Origin of the sequence: Thioalkalivibrio sp. ALM2T, from assembly GCF_000381505.1 — a bacterium.
GTDB lineage: Bacteria > Pseudomonadota > Gammaproteobacteria > Ectothiorhodospirales > Ectothiorhodospiraceae > Thioalkalivibrio > Thioalkalivibrio versutus.
Window position 1 is genome coordinate 94,597 of record NZ_KB906557.1, and the last position, 18,646, is coordinate 113,242.

General features: G+C 66.9%; 15 protein-coding genes. 5 read left to right on the top strand and 10 right to left on the bottom strand.

The window, feature by feature from the left end:
- Positions 1 to 294 precede the first annotated feature (294 nt).
- The 6 genes from F816_RS0103130 to F816_RS0103155 all read right to left on the bottom strand — a co-directional run bounded on the left by F816_RS0103130 (position 295) and on the right by F816_RS0103155 (position 7,277).
- Positions 295 to 1,335 carry a porin gene (locus F816_RS0103130; RefSeq protein ID WP_019593506.1) on the bottom strand — a complete coding sequence of 347 codons (1,041 nt, stop codon included), beginning with the start codon at positions 1,333 to 1,335 and terminating at the stop codon, positions 295 to 297.
- Between the two features lie 919 nt (positions 1,336 to 2,254).
- The gene (locus tag F816_RS0103135) at positions 2,255 to 3,442 is read right to left on the bottom strand and encodes an FAD-dependent monooxygenase (RefSeq protein ID WP_019593507.1); all 1,188 of its coding nucleotides are present in this window, start codon (positions 3,440 to 3,442) and stop codon (positions 2,255 to 2,257) included.
- Complete coding sequence (locus F816_RS0103140; RefSeq protein WP_019593508.1) at positions 3,439 to 4,701, bottom strand: FAD-dependent monooxygenase; 1,263 nt, start codon at positions 4,699 to 4,701, stop codon at positions 3,439 to 3,441. The genes F816_RS0103135 and F816_RS0103140 overlap by 4 nt, the downstream gene beginning before the upstream one ends.
- A 322-nt stretch (positions 4,702 to 5,023) precedes the next feature.
- Positions 5,024 to 6,352 carry a Xaa-Pro aminopeptidase gene (pepP, locus tag F816_RS0103145; RefSeq protein WP_019593509.1) on the bottom strand — a complete coding sequence of 443 codons (1,329 nt, stop codon included), beginning with the start codon at positions 6,350 to 6,352 and terminating at the stop codon, positions 5,024 to 5,026.
- Positions 6,353 to 6,384: 32 nt separating this feature from the next.
- Positions 6,385 to 6,990: a UPF0149 family protein gene (locus F816_RS0103150; protein ID WP_019593510.1), complete on the bottom strand. Its 606-nt coding sequence runs from the start codon at positions 6,988 to 6,990 to the stop codon at positions 6,385 to 6,387.
- On the bottom strand, positions 6,990 to 7,277 hold the full coding sequence (locus F816_RS0103155; RefSeq protein ID WP_026333107.1) for a hypothetical protein: 288 nt from the start codon (positions 7,275 to 7,277) through the stop codon (positions 6,990 to 6,992). The genes F816_RS0103150 and F816_RS0103155 overlap by 1 nt, the downstream gene beginning before the upstream one ends.
- Positions 7,278 to 7,495: 218 nt before the next feature.
- On the opposite strand from F816_RS0103155, the gene F816_RS0103160 reads away from it, so the two are divergent.
- Positions 7,496 to 7,723, top strand: a complete 228-nt coding sequence (locus tag F816_RS0103160; RefSeq protein ID WP_018950274.1) for a cell division protein ZapB — start codon at positions 7,496 to 7,498, stop codon at positions 7,721 to 7,723.
- A complete protein-coding gene (locus tag F816_RS0103165; RefSeq protein ID WP_018950273.1) occupies positions 7,720 to 8,022 on the top strand; it encodes a cell division protein ZapA in 303 nt (100 codons plus the stop codon). Before F816_RS0103160 ends, F816_RS0103165 begins: the two co-directional genes overlap by 4 nt.
- A gap of 934 nt (positions 8,023 to 8,956) precedes the next feature.
- Here F816_RS0103165 and F816_RS0103170 read toward each other — a convergent pair.
- The 4 genes from F816_RS0103170 to gshA all read right to left on the bottom strand — a co-directional run bounded on the left by F816_RS0103170 (position 8,957) and on the right by gshA (position 16,035).
- The gene (locus F816_RS0103170) at positions 8,957 to 12,097 is read right to left on the bottom strand and encodes an efflux RND transporter permease subunit (RefSeq protein ID WP_019593512.1); all 3,141 of its coding nucleotides are present in this window, start codon (positions 12,095 to 12,097) and stop codon (positions 8,957 to 8,959) included.
- Positions 12,094 to 13,206: an efflux RND transporter periplasmic adaptor subunit gene (locus F816_RS0103175; RefSeq protein ID WP_019593513.1), complete on the bottom strand. Its 1,113-nt coding sequence runs from the start codon at positions 13,204 to 13,206 to the stop codon at positions 12,094 to 12,096. The genes F816_RS0103170 and F816_RS0103175 overlap by 4 nt, the downstream gene beginning before the upstream one ends.
- Before the next feature lie 76 nt (positions 13,207 to 13,282).
- Positions 13,283 to 14,299: a glutathione S-transferase family protein gene (locus F816_RS0103180; RefSeq protein ID WP_019593514.1), complete on the bottom strand. Its 1,017-nt coding sequence runs from the start codon at positions 14,297 to 14,299 to the stop codon at positions 13,283 to 13,285.
- Positions 14,300 to 14,448: 149 nt separating this feature from the next.
- On the bottom strand, positions 14,449 to 16,035 hold the full coding sequence (gene gshA / locus F816_RS0103185; protein WP_019593515.1) for a glutamate--cysteine ligase: 1,587 nt from the start codon (positions 16,033 to 16,035) through the stop codon (positions 14,449 to 14,451).
- A gap of 164 nt (positions 16,036 to 16,199) precedes the next feature.
- On the opposite strand from gshA, the gene budA reads away from it, so the two are divergent.
- From budA to F816_RS0103200, 3 genes are all read left to right on the top strand, one after another.
- Complete coding sequence (gene budA, locus F816_RS0103190) at positions 16,200 to 17,012, top strand: acetolactate decarboxylase (protein WP_019593516.1); 813 nt, start codon at positions 16,200 to 16,202, stop codon at positions 17,010 to 17,012.
- Positions 17,013 to 17,172: 160 nt separating this feature from the next.
- A complete protein-coding gene (locus tag F816_RS0103195) occupies positions 17,173 to 17,571 on the top strand; it encodes a hypothetical protein (RefSeq protein ID WP_019593517.1) in 399 nt (132 codons plus the stop codon).
- A 51-nt stretch (positions 17,572 to 17,622) separates the two neighbouring features.
- Positions 17,623 to 18,543, top strand: a complete 921-nt coding sequence (locus F816_RS0103200; protein ID WP_019593518.1) for an AraC family transcriptional regulator — start codon at positions 17,623 to 17,625, stop codon at positions 18,541 to 18,543.
- Positions 18,544 to 18,646: the final 103 nt, after the last annotated feature.

Consider the following 18,646-nt stretch of genomic DNA (forward strand, 5'->3'; position numbering starts at 1 on the left):
TAAATCAGACCGTGCCGACAAACTGATTCTTACCGGCCTACCGCCCCCCCGAAATTCGAATCGGGCGCGCGAGAACTCCGAGGGGCAAAAGGCAAGGTTTGACCCCATGGGTGCGGTAAACCGGCCAGATCGGACACCCCCCTGCGTTTCGACCGTACCGGCGCCGAACGCCGTACCCTCAAACGAAAAAAGGCCCCAACGGGGCCCAGTCACGCATAAAAAACGGGGCCCCTGGGGGCCCCGCAAAACAAGCTACAAACTTGTTGTTATACCGCTTGGTAGCAGTGGCTGCCCTTAGAAGGACACCCGCATGCCGCCACCGACACCGGTGAAGGACAGATCGCTGCCATTGAAGCCAATGTTATCGGTGCTGGTGGAGTAGCCGACGCCCGCGAAGGCCATCACACGGTTGCTGAAGCTATGCTTGACGGCCAAAGCAACGTACTCACTATCCGCGTCAACATCGCGATCGGTCATACCCAGATTCAGGACAAAATCGTTCTTGCCCATGCTGTAGGTACCGGACACGAACGCGGTCTGGAAGTCCATGTTATTGCCACCACGATCGGCGTCTTCAAATTCGGCCACCACGCGGAACGGACCACTCCGCCAGTCGGCGCCCAGCTTCGTATTGGCGTAATCGCCGCCGCTAACGTTGGGACCACTACCATAGCCGTCGGCATTCACGTGGGCGACATACAGATCCACCGGACCCACGTCGAAGTTGAGTCGGCCGGAGAACGCAGTATCGCTATCGTTGGCGTTGTCGATGAACGCACCAACGTCGAGGCTCACGATCCCGAAGCTGTTGGAGTACCGAACACCGCGAGGCACGTAGCTGCCGTTACCGAACCCGCTATCCGGCCCGATACGCGCACCGTTCATGCGAGCCTGCATGAAGGTGCCATTCAGCGGATCCTTGCCAGCAGTGCTGTAGGAAGACGACATGCGGCCGGCAATCACGCGACCAAAGTTGCCGTCCAGGCCGACATAGGCGTCACGCGTGGCGCCGAACACGTCTTGAGTATTGGCATTGGATTCCATCTTCAGCAGGGCGGTCAGACCGTTGCCAAGATCATGGTTAACCATCACGCCGATCCGGCTCGGACCAGCTCCATCCGGGTTGCCAAGCATCCCGCTCGAAGCACCAGCCGCCAAACTACCGGCATCGTGGTGACGGATGCCGCTTTCAAATGCGTCACCGTCACCCGAAGCGCTGTAGTGGGCGATCTGCGTTTGCAGCTGGCCGAACAGGGTGACGTTGGTATCGGCGGCAGCGAAGGCCGGGACTGCGAAGGCGCCGGCAACGGCGACTGCAAGAATCTGTTTTTTCATGTTGCGTATCTCCCAGGAGAGGTGTGTTGTTCGTTTCTTACGCCTGCATCCACGGTCGATGCCGCGAATGACAGGTGTTTTATATACACCACGGTGTCTCTTTTCAACCCCTGGGCGGGAAAAAGTTGCCACAGTCGGGCGCCGAACGTGACGCAGGGTGGATTTCGGAAGATCAAACACTTGCGGAAACAGGCTACAGAAAGGTGCGAGATATCCGGCAACTTGCTGAATAGGGGGGAGCATTAGGATTAGCTTACCTTCCTGGGGGCGAGCGAACGGGTGGCTCGAGCAGGTTTTTCTGATTTTTTCGGGATTTGCTTCGCGCGGGGGTTTGCAACGGTCGCAAGGCGGGTCAATGCGATGCAACGCCCGTTGTTTTTTTGCAACGAGGTCGTTCTCGGGTGACGGCGAGGAGGATGTGTTGTGGAAACGCGACATGCCCTTGTGCTGTGGAAGCGTGGCCGGGAGTCGACACGTTTGCGCTGATCAGGCTTTGGCAGGGGCTTCGCGGCCGAGGCCGCTCCTACAGGGGCATGGTGGGCGGTTGAAGCGCGGGGGTTCACCCGGAGATCCCGGCTCTTCGCTTCGCTGCGGCCGGGATGACGAGGTATGGCGTTGCGGCCGGGATGACGGGGTTAAATGGAACGCCGGGCGGGATGACGGGGCGCGGTAGGGATATGGCGGTGTGCCAGGGGTCGATGAGGCCGCGGCCCCGACGCCATGATGCGGTTCGCTGCGCTCAGCGCATCCTACGGGCTACCGCTACGTCGCCATACACAGGGTCCGACGGGCGCCGCTGCACCCGGCCGCAGCACGAACTGCGGTTTATCTCCCCGTAGGATGTGATGAGCGCAGCGAATCGCATCCTCTCGGGCGCGATGATCCAGGGAGACACGGATCAACCCGGGCTCGGGACGACTTAATCGAGGCCGAAGGCGCGCAGGGCCAGACGGCGCTTGAGCGGAGCGGCCTGGTCGACCAGGCGGATGCCGAGGCCGCGCAGCTCCGGGAGGCCCGCGGCGTGGGTGCCGAAGACGAGGCGGAAGCCGTCCATGGCGCGTTGCATCAAGGCGTTCTCGCTGCGGCGGTCGCGGGTGTAGCCGCGCAGGACGGTCTCCGCGCCCGGGTCGCGGCGGGCGGGGCCGTGCAGGCGTTCGACCAGAGCGCGGGCGTCGGCCAGGCCGAGGTTTAGGCCCTGCCCGGCCAGCGGGTGGATGGTGTGGGCGGCGTCCCCCGCCAGGGCGACACGGCCGGCGTGGTAGTCACGGGCGTGGCGCGCCACCAGCGGGAAGCTGGCGCGCTTCGATGTGGCGGTGATCGCCCCGAGGCGGTGGTCGATGACCGCCTCCAGCGCCCGGCAAAACCCGGCATCGTCCAGCGCCAGCGTGTCGTCCGCCTGGTGTTCGGGTTGGGACCAGACGATGGAGCTGCGTCCGTCCGCCAGCGGCAGGAAGGCGATGATCTGGTCGTCGACGAAACGCTGCCAGGCGGTGTCTTCATGCGGGCGCTCGGTGGTCACGGTCGCGACCACGCCGCGGGCGTGGTAGTCCTGCTCGCGTACCGGGATACCCATGCGGTTGCGCAGCGGGGACTGGGCCCCGTCGGCCGCGACCACCAGCCGCGCGGAGGCGAGCAACGCATGGTGGGCGCCATAAACATCCACCCGGTCCGGGCGGGTGTCCACGCTCTTCCACTCGGTCTGCGGCCACAGGACCACGCCGGCGGCCCCCAGCTCGGCCCACAACACGGCCTCCAGCGCCGCGTGCTCCACGGTCCAGCCGAGCGCCGGAACGCCCAGCTCGTCGGCATCGAAACGGATATGCCCCGGGCCGTGGGCATCCCAGACACTCATGCCGGAGAAGGCATGGGCCCGACGTGCCTCAAGGGCATCCTGCACGCCCAGCGAGGCGAGGAAGTCCATGGAGGCCAAGTTCAGTGTGGCGACGCGCGTGATCGGGGTTGCGTCGCTGAAGGTGGGCGCGGCATTGCGCTCCAGCAGCCCGACGCGCAGGCCCTGGCGGGCCGCACCCAGCGCGATGGCACCGCCGACCGCACCGGCGCCCACCACCAGCAGGTCCAGCACATCACTCGCCTGGTTCTGACTCATGCCTCGCCCCCCGAACCCGGTCGGGCGAGTTGGCGCGCGGTATGGCGCGGCAACGGACCCAGCCCCATGGCCGCCTGCGCCAGGCGGTCGCGCGCCGGCCGCAGGCGGTCGACCGCCATCATTCCACTACCCAGGGCGTGACCCCGCAGCCCCGCCGCGTGCAGCATGCCGCGGGCGAGGAAGTCGGTGGCCGCAACCACGCCGTTCACGTCGCCCCGGCGGGCCCGGGCATAGGCCGCAAGCGTTGCCGGCGCGCCGGGGTCGGCGACAAAGCCGGGTGCCCCGCCCTGCCCGCGCCCCTCGCGCAGCGCCCCCAGCAGGGTGGCCACATCGCGCAGCGCCAGGTTGAGGCCCTGCCCGGCCACCGGGTGCACCGCGTGTGCGGCATTGCCCAGCAGCAGTGCACGATCCGCGACCGGCTCCGGCGCATGCACCCGCTCCAGCGGGAAGCGCACCACACGGCCCGCCGGGCGCAGCCGGCCCAGCGTCCAGCCGAAGCGGGCCTGCAGCTCGCGCAGGCGTTCGGCCTCGTCCAGTTCCAGGCGGCGCTCGCAGGTCTCCGGCGGGGCGACCCAGACGACGTTCATGCGGCCATCCGCCTGCGGCAACAGCGCCAGTGGCCCCTCGTCGGTGAAGCGCTCGAAGGCCTGGCCGTTGTGCGGCCGCGCGGGCTGGACGTCGAAGACCAGGGCATCTGCCGCATAGCGCAGGCGGTTGACCGGCAGGCCGAGGGCCTTGCGGGTGGGCGACTGGATGCCGTCGGCCGCCAGGATCAGGCGTGCGGCCCAGGTGCTCTCGCCTTCGGCGCCATGGATGCGCAGTGCGCGCTGGCCGTCCCTCACCTCGCCCACGCCCGCCAGCGTCGAGTGGTGGCGCACGTCCACACCGGCGTCGCGGCAGGCCGCATCCAGCATCGGCTCCAGCGCGACGGCCGGGACCACCTGCCCGAGCGCGTGGCGGCCATGGTCGGCGGCGTTCAGGTGGACGCGCCCCAGGCCGCCACGGCGGCTGACGACGATGGAGCGGATCGCGGTCGCCCGTTCGGCCAGCCGCGCCCAGTAACCCAGATCGTCGAGAAATTGCACGGAGCCGGCCGCCAGGGCGTAGCCCCGGGTGTCATTCGTGTGGGCGTCCGGCGCCGGCGGTGCGCCGCGCTCGAACAGGGTGACCGCGTAGCCCGCCCGCGCCAGAGTACAGGCAGCGAGGCCGCCCACCGGCCCGCCGCCGACGATCGCGATGTCGCAGGTGTTCGTCGTCATGCCCCACCCCACACGGGCAGCCCCGACGCCGGCTTCGCCTGCAAGCAGGCTCCTACAGAACCCATCGTAGGATGCGGATGAGCGGAGCGAATCGCATCACGGGGCGCGTGACTCCGTGGTGAGCGGTGCGTTTCGCAGAGCTCAACGCACCCTACGGTTCCTGACGGACGCAGCGGGATTGTGGCTCCCCCATTCACCTGCAAGCCGACGCCTACGGAAGTTCGTGCATCCTGCCCCCTGTAGGAGCCTGCTTGCAGGCGAAGAGCGCCGGACCGAATCCCCGGCCTTTCATTGCGACGGGCGGTGTGGCGGGCGGACACGGTCAGTTCCAGCCCGGGAGGTCGCCGGCCATGCAGGCTTCGATGTCGGCGACGGTCTTGGGACAGTCCGCGCTGAGGACCTCGTGGCCATCGCGGGTGACCGCGACGTCGTCCTCGATGCGGATGCCGATACCGCGCAGTTCCTTGGGCGCCTCGCTGTAGGGGCCGAAGTAGAGGCCGGGTTCCACGGTCATCACCATGCCCGGCTCCAGCTGGCGCCAGGCGTCGCCGACGCGATAGTCGCCGACGTCGTGCACGTCGAGCCCCAGCCAGTGGCCGGTGCGGTGCATGTAGAACGGGCGATAGGCCTGGTCGCGGATCAGCTTGTCGAGGCGGCCCTTGAGCACCCCCAGCTCCTTGAGACCGCGGGTCAGCTCGCGCACGGCGGTAGCATGCGGGGTGTCCCAGTCGTTGCCGGGATGCACCTCTTTAATCGCGGCGAGCTGCGCGGCCAGTACGCACTCGTAGACCTCGCGCTGGCGCTCGCCGAAGCGGCCGGAGATCGGGAAGGTGCGGGTGATGTCCGAGGCGTAGCCCTGCACCTCGCAGCCGGCGTCGATCAACAGCAGGTCGCCGTCGTTCAGCTCGGCACGGTTCTCGATGTAGTGCAGGATGCAGCCGTTCTCGCCGCCGCCAACGATGGACGGGTACGCAGTCTCGGTGCCATAGCGGTGGAACTCGTGCAGCAGCTCCGCTTCCACCGCGAACTCGCTCAGGCCCGGCCGGCAGGCCTGCATCGCGCGCACATGCGCCTGGGTGGAGATGGCCGCGGCATGGCGCATGAGCTTGAGCTCCGGCGCCTTCTTGAACAGCCGCTGCTCGTGCAGATGGTGCTCCACCGCGACGAACTCGTGCGGCGCGCGCACGCCGTTACGGGCCTTGGCGCGCACCTGATTGACCCACCCGAACAGCCGCTGATCCAGCGCCTCGTCGCGCCCGAACGGGGCCGCCAGCACGCCGCGGTTCTCCATCAGCCCGGGCAGGATCTCGTCGATATCCTCGATCGGGAAGGCACACTCGGCGCCATAGGTCTCCATCGCGCCATCCGGCCCGGCGCGGCGGCCCTGCCAGGTCTCCTGGGTGGGGTCGCGGTCGCGGCAGAACAGGATGTACTCCCCTGCCGGTCGCCCCGGGACCAGCACCGCCACCGCATCCGCCTCGGGGAAGCCCGTCAGGTAGAGGAAGTCACTATCCTGGCGGAACGGATACTCGACGTCCCGGTTGCGGGTGCGCTCGTGGGCGGCGGGGAGGAGGATGATCGAGTCCGGGCCAACCGCCCGCATTAGCCGCTGGCGGCGCCGGGCAAACTCGCCCTGGGGGATCTCCGGCATCCGGCCCGGCCGGGGGGCTTGTCGCGTTTGCGTCATTGCATCGGGATCCGTTTCGGGTCGTCCGGGGCCAGCTCGTCGGCGATCAGCAGTACGCCCACGCGCACGTATTCGTTGAGTTCCTCGAAGGCCGCCGCGTTGTCCTCGTCATCGTCCGGCTCCAGCTCGATGCGGGCGATCTCGGCGAAGTCGCGCAGGATCTCGCTGGCCTCGGCCGAGGGCTTGAGCTTGGCCAGGCGCGGCGTCTGCCCAAGCCCGGCAATGAAGCCATCCACCCACTCCGCCAGGGCCTGGGCCTGCGCCTCGATGGCGTCGTCTTCCGGCAGCAGCGGGCCGAAACCCAGCTCCACGTCGTAGAGTTGCGCCACCAGCGCGCGGCGGATGGCCTCCACGGTCTTGTCGAAGCGCTCTCCTGCGCCTTCGGTCAGTGGCAGTGCCTCGCCCAGGCTCAGCTCCAGGGCATCGACGTCGGAACCCGGGTCGGCCACCAGACATCCGGTGAACAGCCCGTGGGCCGAGGCCGGCGTCTGCGCATACCCCATGCTGCGCAGCCCGTGTTCGAGCTGCTCGCGCAGGGCCTCGGGGTCGCGCTCCAGGCCGTCCAGGGACTTGGCGTTTCCGGTGCCCGTTGAATGCGTCATCAGAATGACTCCAGCCGCGCTTCGTAGGGGAACAGCAGGAAGCGGTAGAGCTCGTCCCCCACCTGCAGATGGGTGAACTGCGGCTCGCCCAGCTTGATCGCGCTGGAGCCGGTGGAGGACAGCATGTTGAGACCGAAGCGCTTGTCCTCGATCAAGGCGTTCAACAGCTGCTCCAGCTCCGGCCGCGGCACAGTGCCCGTATTGTCGACAATCCGGCACGGCTTTCCGTTATGGGCCGTACCCTCGATCACGGTAGCGTCGGGGCCGGGTTCGGGTGGCTGGGTCATGAGCGACAACACTTGATGGCTAGGGGATTGCACGTATTGTGGCCAGCGCGGGTGCCAGGCCGCAACAAACCCCGGAATGCCTGGTGCACGAACGCGTACATTGACCGGCGTCTCTACTGTGAGTCACGCAAGTTGACGCTTCGCTCGAACGCCTCCTAGACTCCAGAGATTAATCGACTCGCGGCGAATGCCGCACCTGCCACGCGGGGCCCGAGGCTATGCAGCCGAACGACGATTCAGCGATCGACCCGACCGAACGCCTGGAGGCCGCGATCACGCGCCTTCTGGAAGAGCATGCGGCCCTGCGCGAGGAGAACCACCTGCTTCAGGAGCAGATCCGCCAGCTCAAGGGCGAACGCGCGGCCTTCAAGGAACGCAACGAACAGGCCCGCCATCGGGTCGAGAACATGATCGCGCGCCTGCGCTCGATGGAGCACAGCGAATGAGCCAGTCCGAACCCGTCCGCGTCGCCATCATGGGCAAGGAATACCAGATTGCCTGCCCACCGGAGGAACGCGCCGACCTGTTTGCCTCGGCGTCGCTGATCGACGAGCGCATGCGCGAGTTGCGCGATGGCGGGCGCATCGTGGGCGCCGAGCGCATCGCGGTGATGGTGGCGCTCAACCTGGCGCACGAGATGCTGGAGTGCCGGCAACAGAAGGCCGGCGCGGATACCTCCGGAAGCTCGGAACGCCTGGTCGCCCTCGCCGACCGCATCGAGAAAAGCCTCGGCTCGTCGCGCTAGCGCGCCTGGCGGCGTCCCGCCGTCTTTCTTCCCTGCATTGCCAAGACCCGGGTACAGCCTGATGGCTGGCCCTGGTTCGTCCTCCCTCCGGTGTTTACGTGCCCTCGGTACGCGACCTGCCAGGCGCTGACTCGCCAGCGCGCCGCGAGGTCCTTTCTTGCTTGCCCAAGAAAGCACCCTTCGAGGCGCACCCGGATTCCGCCCGGGAACCTTGCTCCAGGGCCCTCGGGCCGGCGGCGCTGAACTCGCTACGCTCAGACATCCAACGCCCCGTGTCTATTCTTAACTGGCCGGCCCGAGAACCCTTCCGCAAGGGGCTCCATACGGGAGAGGAAGATCAAAACAGGCGGCATCTTGTAGGGTGCGGTTGAGCGCAGCGAAACGCACCGTTCCCCACGTCGTGCGAACCCCTGATGCGATTCGCTGCGCTCATCACATCCTACGCCCCCCCCGGCACCCGCTCCGCGGGCGCGGCACGCCATGGTCGAAGGCCGAGCGTGCCCAGATGCCGGAACAGCCTGCCTCCATCCAATGGCACAGGCCTTCGGACCGCCGTTGTCTTGACCTACCTCCCCGTTGTCGTCGCGCCGAGTGGAGAGGGTTTTCGCGGGACGATTCTAAATAGACACGGGGCGCTGGATGTCTGAGCGAAGCGCAGCGTAGCGAGTTCAGCGCCGCCCGCGAAAAGCCTCGGAGCGAGGGAAACCCCGGCCCGCACAACGGGCCGGGGTCGCGGCAGTCGGGCGTGTTTCTTGGGTACTTCTTTGCACGAGCAAAGAAGCCAGTTGTTGATCAAAAACGGGCGCGGCGCGCTGGCGAGTCAGCGCCGGGCAGGCGGCGGACCGAAAGCACCGTAAACACCAGATGATGAACCAGGCCTACCCACAACCGTCGCCGGCAGCAGTCCGCAGCCGTCTACCGAAATCCTGAGCGATCAGGGCGCGGCGCGGGCGCCCCGACGCTCGCCATCGACGTCATCGACGTCGGCGTCCAGCTCATGGAGACGCCGGGTGGTCGCCAGCGGCGAGGTCGTGCCGCGGGCCACCAGGCGGTAGGCCGCCGGGATCACGAACAGCGTAAACAGCGTGGCGAACAGCACGCCGGAGAACACCGCCACCCCGATCACGAAGCGCGTCTCCTCGCCCGGCCCGGAGGCCAGAATCAGCGGAATCGAACCGGCCACAGTGGTCAACGCGGTCATCAGCACCGGCCGCAGGCGCATGCGCGAGGCCTCGAGGATCGCGGTATCGAAATCGCGCCCACGATCGCGCAGCTGGTTGGCAAACTCCACGATCAGGATGCCGTTCTTCGCTGCCAGCCCGATCAGCATGACCATGCCGATCTGGCTGTAGATGTTCAGCGTCTGACCGGTGACCGTCAGCCCGATCAGCGCCCCGACCACCGCCAGCGGCACGGTCAGCATGATCACCAGCGGGTGCACGAAGCTCTCGAACTGCGCCGCCAGGACCAGGAACACCACCAGCAGGGCCAGCGCGAACACGAACAGGATGGCCTCGGAGCCACTGCGCAAGTCCAGCGATTCGCCCTTGTAGTCGATCCCCGCCTCGGCCGGCAGCAGCTCGGCCGCCTTCGCGTCCAGGGCGTCCAGGGCCTCGCCCAGGGTCATCCCGTCACGCAACCCGGCGGTCAGGGTCACCGCGCGCGAACGGTTGTAGCGCTCCAGCGACGACGGGCCGGCCTGCTCCTCGTAGGTCACCAGGCTGGATAGCGGCACCATCGAGCCAGAGCTGGAGCGCACGTAGAGGTTGTCGATATCCCCGGGCGTGCGGCGCTGGTCGGCCAGACCCTCGATGATGACGTCGTATTCCTCGCCACGGTCGACAAAGGTGGTCACGTCGCGGCCGCCCAGCACGATATCCAGCGTGCGGCCGACATCGCGCATGGACACGCCCAGATCCCCCGCACGGTCGCGATCCACGCGCACGTTGAGCTGCGGCTGGGTAGGCTCGTAGTCCAGGTCCACACGGGTCAGGCCGTCGATGCCCTCGGCGGCCTCGCGCATGATCTCGCCCCATTCCTCGAGCTGATCGTAGTCCGGCCCGGAGATGACAAACTGCACCGGCGGGCCGATACGGCCACTCGAGAGCCCCTGACGCATAATCACCCGCGCCTCGACTCCCGGCATCTCGTCGATAATGCCGCGGATCTGGTTGATGACCTCCTGGCCCGAGACGTCACGGTCATCCCAGTGCTCCAGGATCGCGATCACGAAGCCATTGTTCATCAGCTCCGAACCACCAAAACCGCGCGGCGTGCGAACCAGTGCACGGCGAATCGGGCCATCCTCGATCAACGGCTGGATGCGTGCCTCGACCTCGGCCATCTGCCGGCTCATGTACTCGAAGTTGGCACCCTCGGGGCCATCCACCAGCACGAAGAAAGATCCGCGATCCTCCTGCGGGGCAAATTCTTCGGGCAGTTCCGCAAACAGGTACCAGCCGCCCGCCAACACGGCGGCGAGGAGCGGCAAGACCAGCCAGGAGCCCTTGAGCCCCTTCTCCAGTATCCGACCGTAGCCGGCCTCCAGCGCGGCAAAGCCACGGCCGATATAACGCGCCACGCCGGTCTCGTCGTCGCCCTTGTGCATCAGTCGCCCGGCCAGCACGGGGGCCAGGGTCAGGGCCACGATGCTGGAGAAGAACACGGCGATGGCCATGGCGATGGCGAACTCGGTGAACAGCTGGCCCACCGTGCCGTCGAGGAAGGCCAGCGGCACGAATACCGCAATCAACACGGAGGTCGTCGCGACGATCGCGAAGCCCACCTGCCCGGCGCCGCGATAGGCCGCCAACAGTCCCGGCTCGCCGCGCTCGATACGCCGGTGGATGTTCTCCAGCATCACGATCGCGTCATCCACGACCAGGCCGACCGCCAGCACCAGCGCCAGCAGGGTGAGCAGGTTGACCGAGAATCCGAACAGGCTGATGCCGATGAAGGCCGCGGTGATCGCCACCGGCACAGTCACCGCAGGGATCAACGTGGCCCGCCAACTGCCCAGGAACAGGTAAATCACGAACACCACGGCGGCGGTCGCCACCGCCAGGGTGATGTAGACCTCGCGGATCGCGCCCTCGATGAACACCGATTCGTCGTAGGTGGTCACCAGCGAGGTACCCTCCGGCAGGGAATCCTGCAGGCTGGCGGCCATGGCCTTCACCCCATTGGCCACCTCCAGGACGTTGGCGTTGGACTGGCGAATGATCCCCAGACCGATCATGTCCTCGCCATTGCCGCGGAACTCGCTGCGCTCGGTATCCGCGCCCACGTTCACCTCGGCCACATCGCCCAGGCGCACCAGTTGTCCGCCCTCGCCACGCTTCAGCACCAGACCGGAGAAATCCTCGGGCGTGCGGTACTGGCGTTCCACGCGTACGGTGAACTCGCGCTCCAGCGAATCCAGGCGTCCGGCGGGCAGTTCCACGTTTTCCTGCTGCAAGGCGTCAGCGATGTCGGTCACGGTCAGCTCGCGCGCGGCGAGGGCCTCGCGGTCGACCCAGATGCGCATCGCGTAACTGCGGGCGCCGCCCCGGCGCACCAGGCCCACGCCATCCACTACCGAGAGGCGGTCGATCAGGTTGCGCTCGGCGTAGTCCGCCAGCTCCAGCGCATCCATCGTGGTGCTGGCAAGGTTCAGCCACAGGATCGGGTTGGAATCGGCATCCGCCTTGGTCACTTCGGGCGGATCGACTTCGTCGGGCAGATCGCCCAGTACCCGGCTGACCGCCTCGCGCACGTCATTCGCGGCGGCGTCGATGTCGCGACTCAGATTGAACTCGATGGTGATCCGCGAGCGCCCGTCCTCGCTGGAGGACTGCATGAAACGGATCCCCTCGATCCCCGCGATGCGGTCCTCGATCCGCTGGGTCACCTCGCGCTCGATGATCTCGCCACTGGCGCCCGGATAGATGGTGTCCACCGTAACCACCGGCGGATCGACATCCGGATACTCGCGCAGCGGCAGGCTGTCGTAGGCGATCAGGCCGAAGGTGATCAGAAGCAGGTTGAAGACAATCGCCAGCACCGGCCGGCGATTGGCGACGTCCGAGATAATCATGTGTCGGCCCCGGCCTCGCCGTTGCCGTTATCGGAATCCGGTACGCGCGGCGGGAGCACACGCACTTCCCGCCCGTCACGGACCCGCGAGACCCCTTCGGAGACCACGGTATCCCCCGGCTCCAGGCCATCCAGCACCTCGGCGTAGCCCGGGTCGCGGCGGCCAATACGGATGCGCACGCGCTCCACCGTGCCGTCGTCGCGCAGCCGGAACACGAAGTGCTGATCGGCGACTTGTTGGATGGCACCCTCCGGCACCCCCGGGCGTTCGACCGGGTCCAGCGGCAGACGGATGTTCACCAGCATGCCGGGGCGCAGCAATAGATCGGGATTCTCGACCAGGGCGCGCACGGTCAGGGTACGGGTAGCCACGTCCAGACGATTGCTGACCGCCGCCACCTGCCCCGCGAACTGTCCGCTCGCGCTGCGGCCCGCTACTTCCATACCCAGACCGATAGCGGCGGCATGGCGTTCGGGCACGGCGAAATCGACTTTCACCACCGATACATCATCCAGCTCCACGATCGCGGTACCCGGACTCACCAGGGAGCCGGGGCTGACCTGGCGCAAGCCCAAACGGCCACTGAACGGAGCCCGGATCACCCGGTTCGCAACCCGCGCCTCCGCGGCGGCCAGACGGGCCTCGGCCTCGTTCAGCCGCGATCGCTGCTGATCCACCTGCTGCTGTGTGACCACGCCATCGGCCACCCGGTCGCGCACGCGATCCAGTTCGCGCCGGGCCTCGTCCACCTGCACGCGGATCTCGCGCAGGGCGGCGCGTTCTTCGTCGGCATCCAGGCGCACCAGCACGTCTCCGGCCTCGACCGCATCGCCATCATCGAACAGGATTTCGACCACACGCTCGGTCACGCTCGCGGTCACCACGACCGATTCGTTGGCCTCCACCGTGCCCAGGGATTCGACCATGGTCTCGAAGGTGCGCGGAGCCACCTCGCTGACCCGCACCGGCGTGCGCTCGTCGCGTTGGGACGCGGCGGGGGCATCGCCTCCCTCGTCACGGGCGCCATCCTCGGGGCCGAACGCAAGCCAGGCCGCAGCCACGATCGCCACAACCAGGACCAGCCCCAGGGAGCCGCCTATCGCCTTCACTTGCCTTTCCCCCGACACGAATGCGGCCCGGCATCTAGCCGGGCCACGGTTGAACGTCCCAACAGTGTAACGACCGTCACGTTTCGTCGACGTTCCGCAACGCGGCCGGCAGGTCGCCCAAGGGGCGGCCATGCGCCCGGGTGTAGTCAATCATTGGACCCTTCGGCACGATGCCGCTGGGATTCAGCATCGGGTGACTGCCGTAGTAATGCGCCTTGATGTGGTCCATGCGCACGGTCTCGGCCACCCCCGGGCGCTGGTACAGCATGCGCAGATAGGCGGAGAGGTTCGGGAAGTCCAGCAGCCGCTGGCGATTGCACTTGAAATGGCTGTAGTACACCGGATCGAAGCGCAGCAGCGTGGTGAACAGCCGCCAGTCGGCCTCGGTCAGTCGCTCGCCGACCAGGAACGGCTGGCGTGCCAGGCGCTCCTCCAGCCAGTCCAGGGTCTCGAACAGACGGTCGAAGGCCGCCTCGTAGGCCTGCTGGCTGGTCGCGAAGCCGCTGCGATACACCCCGTTGTTCACGTTCTCGTAGACCCGCTCATTGACCGCATGGATCTCCTCGCGCAGGTCTTCCGGATAGAAATCCAGGGTGTTGCCGGTAATGCCGTCGAACGCGCTGTTGAACATGCGCACCATGTCCAGCGACTCGTTGTTCACGATGCGGTCGGTCTGGGTGTCGAACAGCGCCGGCACGGTGACGATGCCGGTGTAGTTTGGATCGGTACGGGTGTAGAGCTCGTGCATGTAGTGCGAGCCGTGCACCCGGTCCCCGGTGCAACCGTCGCAGTCATCAAACGACCAGCCGGCGTCACCCATGTAGTGGTGCACCACAGAAACCCCGATATGCGGCTCCAGACCCTTCAGTTTGCGCAGGATCAGCGTGCGGTGTGCCCAGGGGCAGGCGTAGGACACATACAGGTGATAGCGCCCTGACTCGGCCGGATAGCCGCCGTCGCCCATCGGGCCCGGCGAACCATCCCTGGTGACGTAGTTACGGTACTGCTGGTCCTGACGCACGAACTCGCCGCTCTCGTCCGACTCTTCTTCCAGCCAGCCCTCGCGCAATTCACCGTTGATCAAAAGACTCATGCCATGCTCCTGCCGTCTGTGCCCGGCACCGAATGCGCGCACGCCTCAACGGCTGAATGTATGTAATAGCCCGATCATCCCATCGATTTTATCGAAGATAAATCGCGTTAAATGCGGTCGACCATTCTAAAAAATCGAACAAAATCGATTCAGGAGGCCCGCAGCGTGCCGTCGAAATAGCGCGCCAGGAAGGTATCGAAGTCCAGCTCGTCCGCCTGCTCGATGGCCGCCTGATCGGCCAGGCTCTCGCGGGCCAGGGCCTCCAGCGTCTCGGCGCGCGGCAGCGGCCCGTTAAAGCGAAAGGCCTCGCGGTGCTGGGCCGACAGGCGGCGCGCGTAGGAGTAGAACCCCTCCTCGCGCGCCATCATGTCTTCCAGCATGCGCGCGGACGGGGTCAGATCCGCCTGCTCGACCTTGCCCCACTGCTCACTGAGCGCACGGCGGTAGGGGTCACCCGGCAATTCCTGATCCAGAACGGCCGCCACCGGTCGCATCAGCGCCAGCAGCTCGCGCGCCCAGGCCTGGAGCGCAACGCTCTCGCCTCCCCGGCGCAGCTCGAGGCCGGGGCGACGCCCGTAATGCGCGACATCCAGCAGGTTGCGGTCGATCGCGTCCAGCTCGCCGTCGGCCAGCAGCGGGCTCGGCTGCAGCAGACAGGCCAGCGCGAACACCTCGAGAAAACGCAGCTGAGTCTCGTCCACCCCCAGCGGGTGCTGGGCGTTGATGTCCACCGAGCGCAGTTCGACGTATTCGATGCCACGCGCCTCCAGGGCATCGGTCGGCTTCTCGAAACGCTCCAGCGGCTGCTTGGGCCGCACGGTGGAGTAGTACTCGTTCTCGATCTGCAGGATGTTGGCATTCAGCTGACGATACTCGCCATCCACCTTCACCCCGATCTGCTCCCACTCGGGGCTGGGGGTATTGATCGCACAGCGCAGGGAGTCGACATAGCCGGCCAGCGAGTTGTAGTCCGCCTTGATGCCGGTGTCCGCCTCCTTGCGGTTGGTGTAGCCGATATCGCCCATGCGCAGGCTGGTGGCATGCGGCAGATAGGAGGTGTCGTCGTCGAAGTCCTCCAGCACCGCACCATGGCCTTCGAGAAACGAATTGCACACCGCCGGGGAGGCCCCGAACAGATAGGGCACCAGCCAGCCAAAGCGCAGCAGGTTGCGGATCATCCCCATCATGCGCTCATCGCGGAAGGCGCGGCCGTCGGGCGCACCGAGCACCTCCGCCAGCGCCGGCCAGAATTCCGGGCGCGGGGAGTAATTGAAGTGGACCCCGGCGATCACCTGCATCTTGCGACCGTAGCGATGCCCGAGACCGATGCGGTAGACGGTCTTCATGCGCCCGGCGTTGGAGGCACCGTACTGCGCGACCGGAATCGCATTGTCATCGGCCGTCACACAGGGCATGGAGGTCGACCACAGGGTCTCGTCGCCGACGTTGGCGGCGGCGAAGGCCTGCAGGTCGTGCAGGAAGCCGAGGGTCTCGCGCACATCCTCGAACGGCGGCGTCACCAGTTCCAGCAGCGCCTCGGAGTAATCCGTGGTGATGTACGGGTGCGTCAGCGCCGAGCCCAGGGCCGCGGGATGCGGGGTCAGCGCCGGCGAGCCTTCGGGTCCGACCCGCAACGTCTCCTTCTCCAGCCCGATTCGCCCATGCAGGCCGACACCCGCCAGCGCCTCCGCCAGCTGGTGCGTCAGGGCCTGAAGATTGCGCTCATCACTTCCCACGTCGCGGTAATCCTGCGGTCATCGAAACCCGGCGAACATACCCGAATGCGGCGATGGGGTCACATGCACCGGCCCGCACCGCTGGTTGCGCCATGCGCTTGGTTGCGTCCAATTGCGGCACGCCGCACCCTTGGCCCCACCTCGGACCTCCATGAAAGCACCCCATGCCCGCCAACCCGATCCCCTCCGAACTGCTGGAACGCCTGACCCGTCGCGCGCAGGCCGAAGGCATCAGCGAACAGGCCCTTTTACAACGCTGGCTGGATGCCGCCGCACCCGCCGCCAGCCTATACGTATCGGCGCCAGTGAATGCCCTGGTGGAAGGGCTTTACCGCGAGGACACGACGATCGCCGACATCCTGTCGAAGGGGGACTTCGGGCTGGGCACGTTCAACGACCTGGACGGCGAGATGGTGGTGCTGGATGGCGAGGTCTACCAACTGCGCTCGGATGGACGAGCCTATGCGGTCACCCCGGACACGCGCACGCCGTTCGCCTGCGTCACCCAGTTTCGGCCCTGGAGCGAGGAGGTCATCGACACCCCGCTCGACTACGCAGGACTTCAAGGCCTGTTCGACCGCCTGATCCCGTCGCACAACATGGTGTACGCGATCCGGCTGGATGGGGTCTTCGACTACGTACGCACCCGATCCGTCCCGCGCCAGGACGCCTACCGGCCACTGGTCGAGGTGGCACGCGAACAGCCGGAATACGAGTTCGAGCACATCGAGGGCTCCATGGCCGGGTTCTGGACACCCGAGTTCATGCAGTCGGTCGCCGTACCCGGTTACCACCTCCACTTCGTCGATGCGGCCCGCCAGCACGGCGGCCACCTGCTGGAGGCCCGCCCACGGCAGATCCGCATCCGCCTGCAGCACTTGCCACGAGTCGATCTCGGCCTGCCGATGACCCTGGACTACCTGACCGCCGACCTGACTCGCGACACCCGCGACGACCTCGACGAAGCCGAACACTGAACCACCGGCCGAGGCCACCTGCCCGATGGCCGTCGTCTCCCAGCACACCCCCGCCTGCGGTATTCGCACCATGCGGCCGGCCATTCGCATCCACAGCGCGTATGGCAACGGCCGCCCTGCTAGTATTAGCGGAAGCTAATTCAATCCGGGTGCCCAAGCCATGGAACCCACACAACAACGCCGCAGCTGGGACGAGATCGTGGTGGACGCCTTGCGCGCCCCGGCCACCTGGCTGTTCGCACTCGGGCTCGCGCTGGGCGCAGGCCTGGTGCACTGGGGTGTCGAGACACCCCCGGTCGAAGGGGCCCTGATGGTCACGGTGCACAACGACAGCGATGTGCTGATCCAGGCGATCCATTTCGACTTCGGGCACGACCTCTCGGAATCCAGCATCCGCGAGGGCCAGATTCAGCCCGGCGAGCGTCGCCAGGTAGCGCTGAACCATGTGCCCGCGGCCGGCTTCAACATGGAGATTCGCTACGCCGACGGGCATGTGCAGGAATTCTGTGCCAACCGCGGCGTGGACGGCTGGGCGCAGGAGGTTCGCGTCTACCGCTGAATCTGGCAGGCGACACCGGCATGACCTATACAGGAGATGCGGGGTGAGAAAATGTCGAACACGTCGCCCAACATGCTGGAGTTCCATACCCGCGAACGCGGGGAACCGCGCTTGCGCGAAGCGCGTGCGGACGCGGCGCCGGCGATCACTATGCTGGAGACCCGCCAGCCGCCGGGACAGTTCTTCACCCCGGTATCCGATGACCTGGTCCTGAGCCAGTCATCCGGCACGCCGTTTCACTACGTCTGCGACCTCGGGGCGGGGCGCTTCTCCGGACACACCCATACCCGGGATTTCGTCGCGATCGCCCCGGGTGCCGCACCCTACTGCCGCGTGACCGACCCGGCGCGACTGCGCTTCATCGGGATCCCCGCCCGTCTGGCCCGGAGCTGCCTGGAGCGCACCCCGGACGACCCGCTGGACTTCGGCCCCGTGCACACCCGCCACCACAACGACCCGTTGATCGCCCAGGGTCTGGAGCTTCTCTGGCTGGAGATGGGGCGCAGCGATCCGGCCGCGCGCGTGTTCGTGGACAGCATGATGGCGTGCGTGGTGGTGCGTCTGGCCCGCCTTGCCAGCCAGGTCGCCCCGGCCGAGCACTACCGGGGCGGCCTGGCGCCGCACCGTTCGGCGCAGGTCATCGACTACATGCAGGCACATCTCGACGAACCCATCAGCCTCGCCGAGCTCGCCGCCCTGTGCGACCTCTCCCCCTGGCATTTCGCGCGCGCCTTCCGCGACACCCACGGCCAGCCACCGCACCGCTACCTGACCCGCCTGCGCCTGGAACGCGCCCGCGAGTTGTTGTCCACCTCCACCCGAAACATCAGCGAGATCGCGGCCACCACCGGCTACACCCCGCAACAGCTGGCGCGCCACTTCCGCCAGGCCTTCGGTATGTCTCCGGGGGAATACCGGCGCCTGTACCGGGACGAACCGGACCTTGGGGGCGAGGACACCAGGGCCCCCTGACACAACCCCGCAAGATCCGGCCATACGGCGCAAGCATGTGACCGCACGGGCCTGCTGGACGACCTAGGTTCCAGGTGAAAGCCGACACTCCGGCGCCATCGCG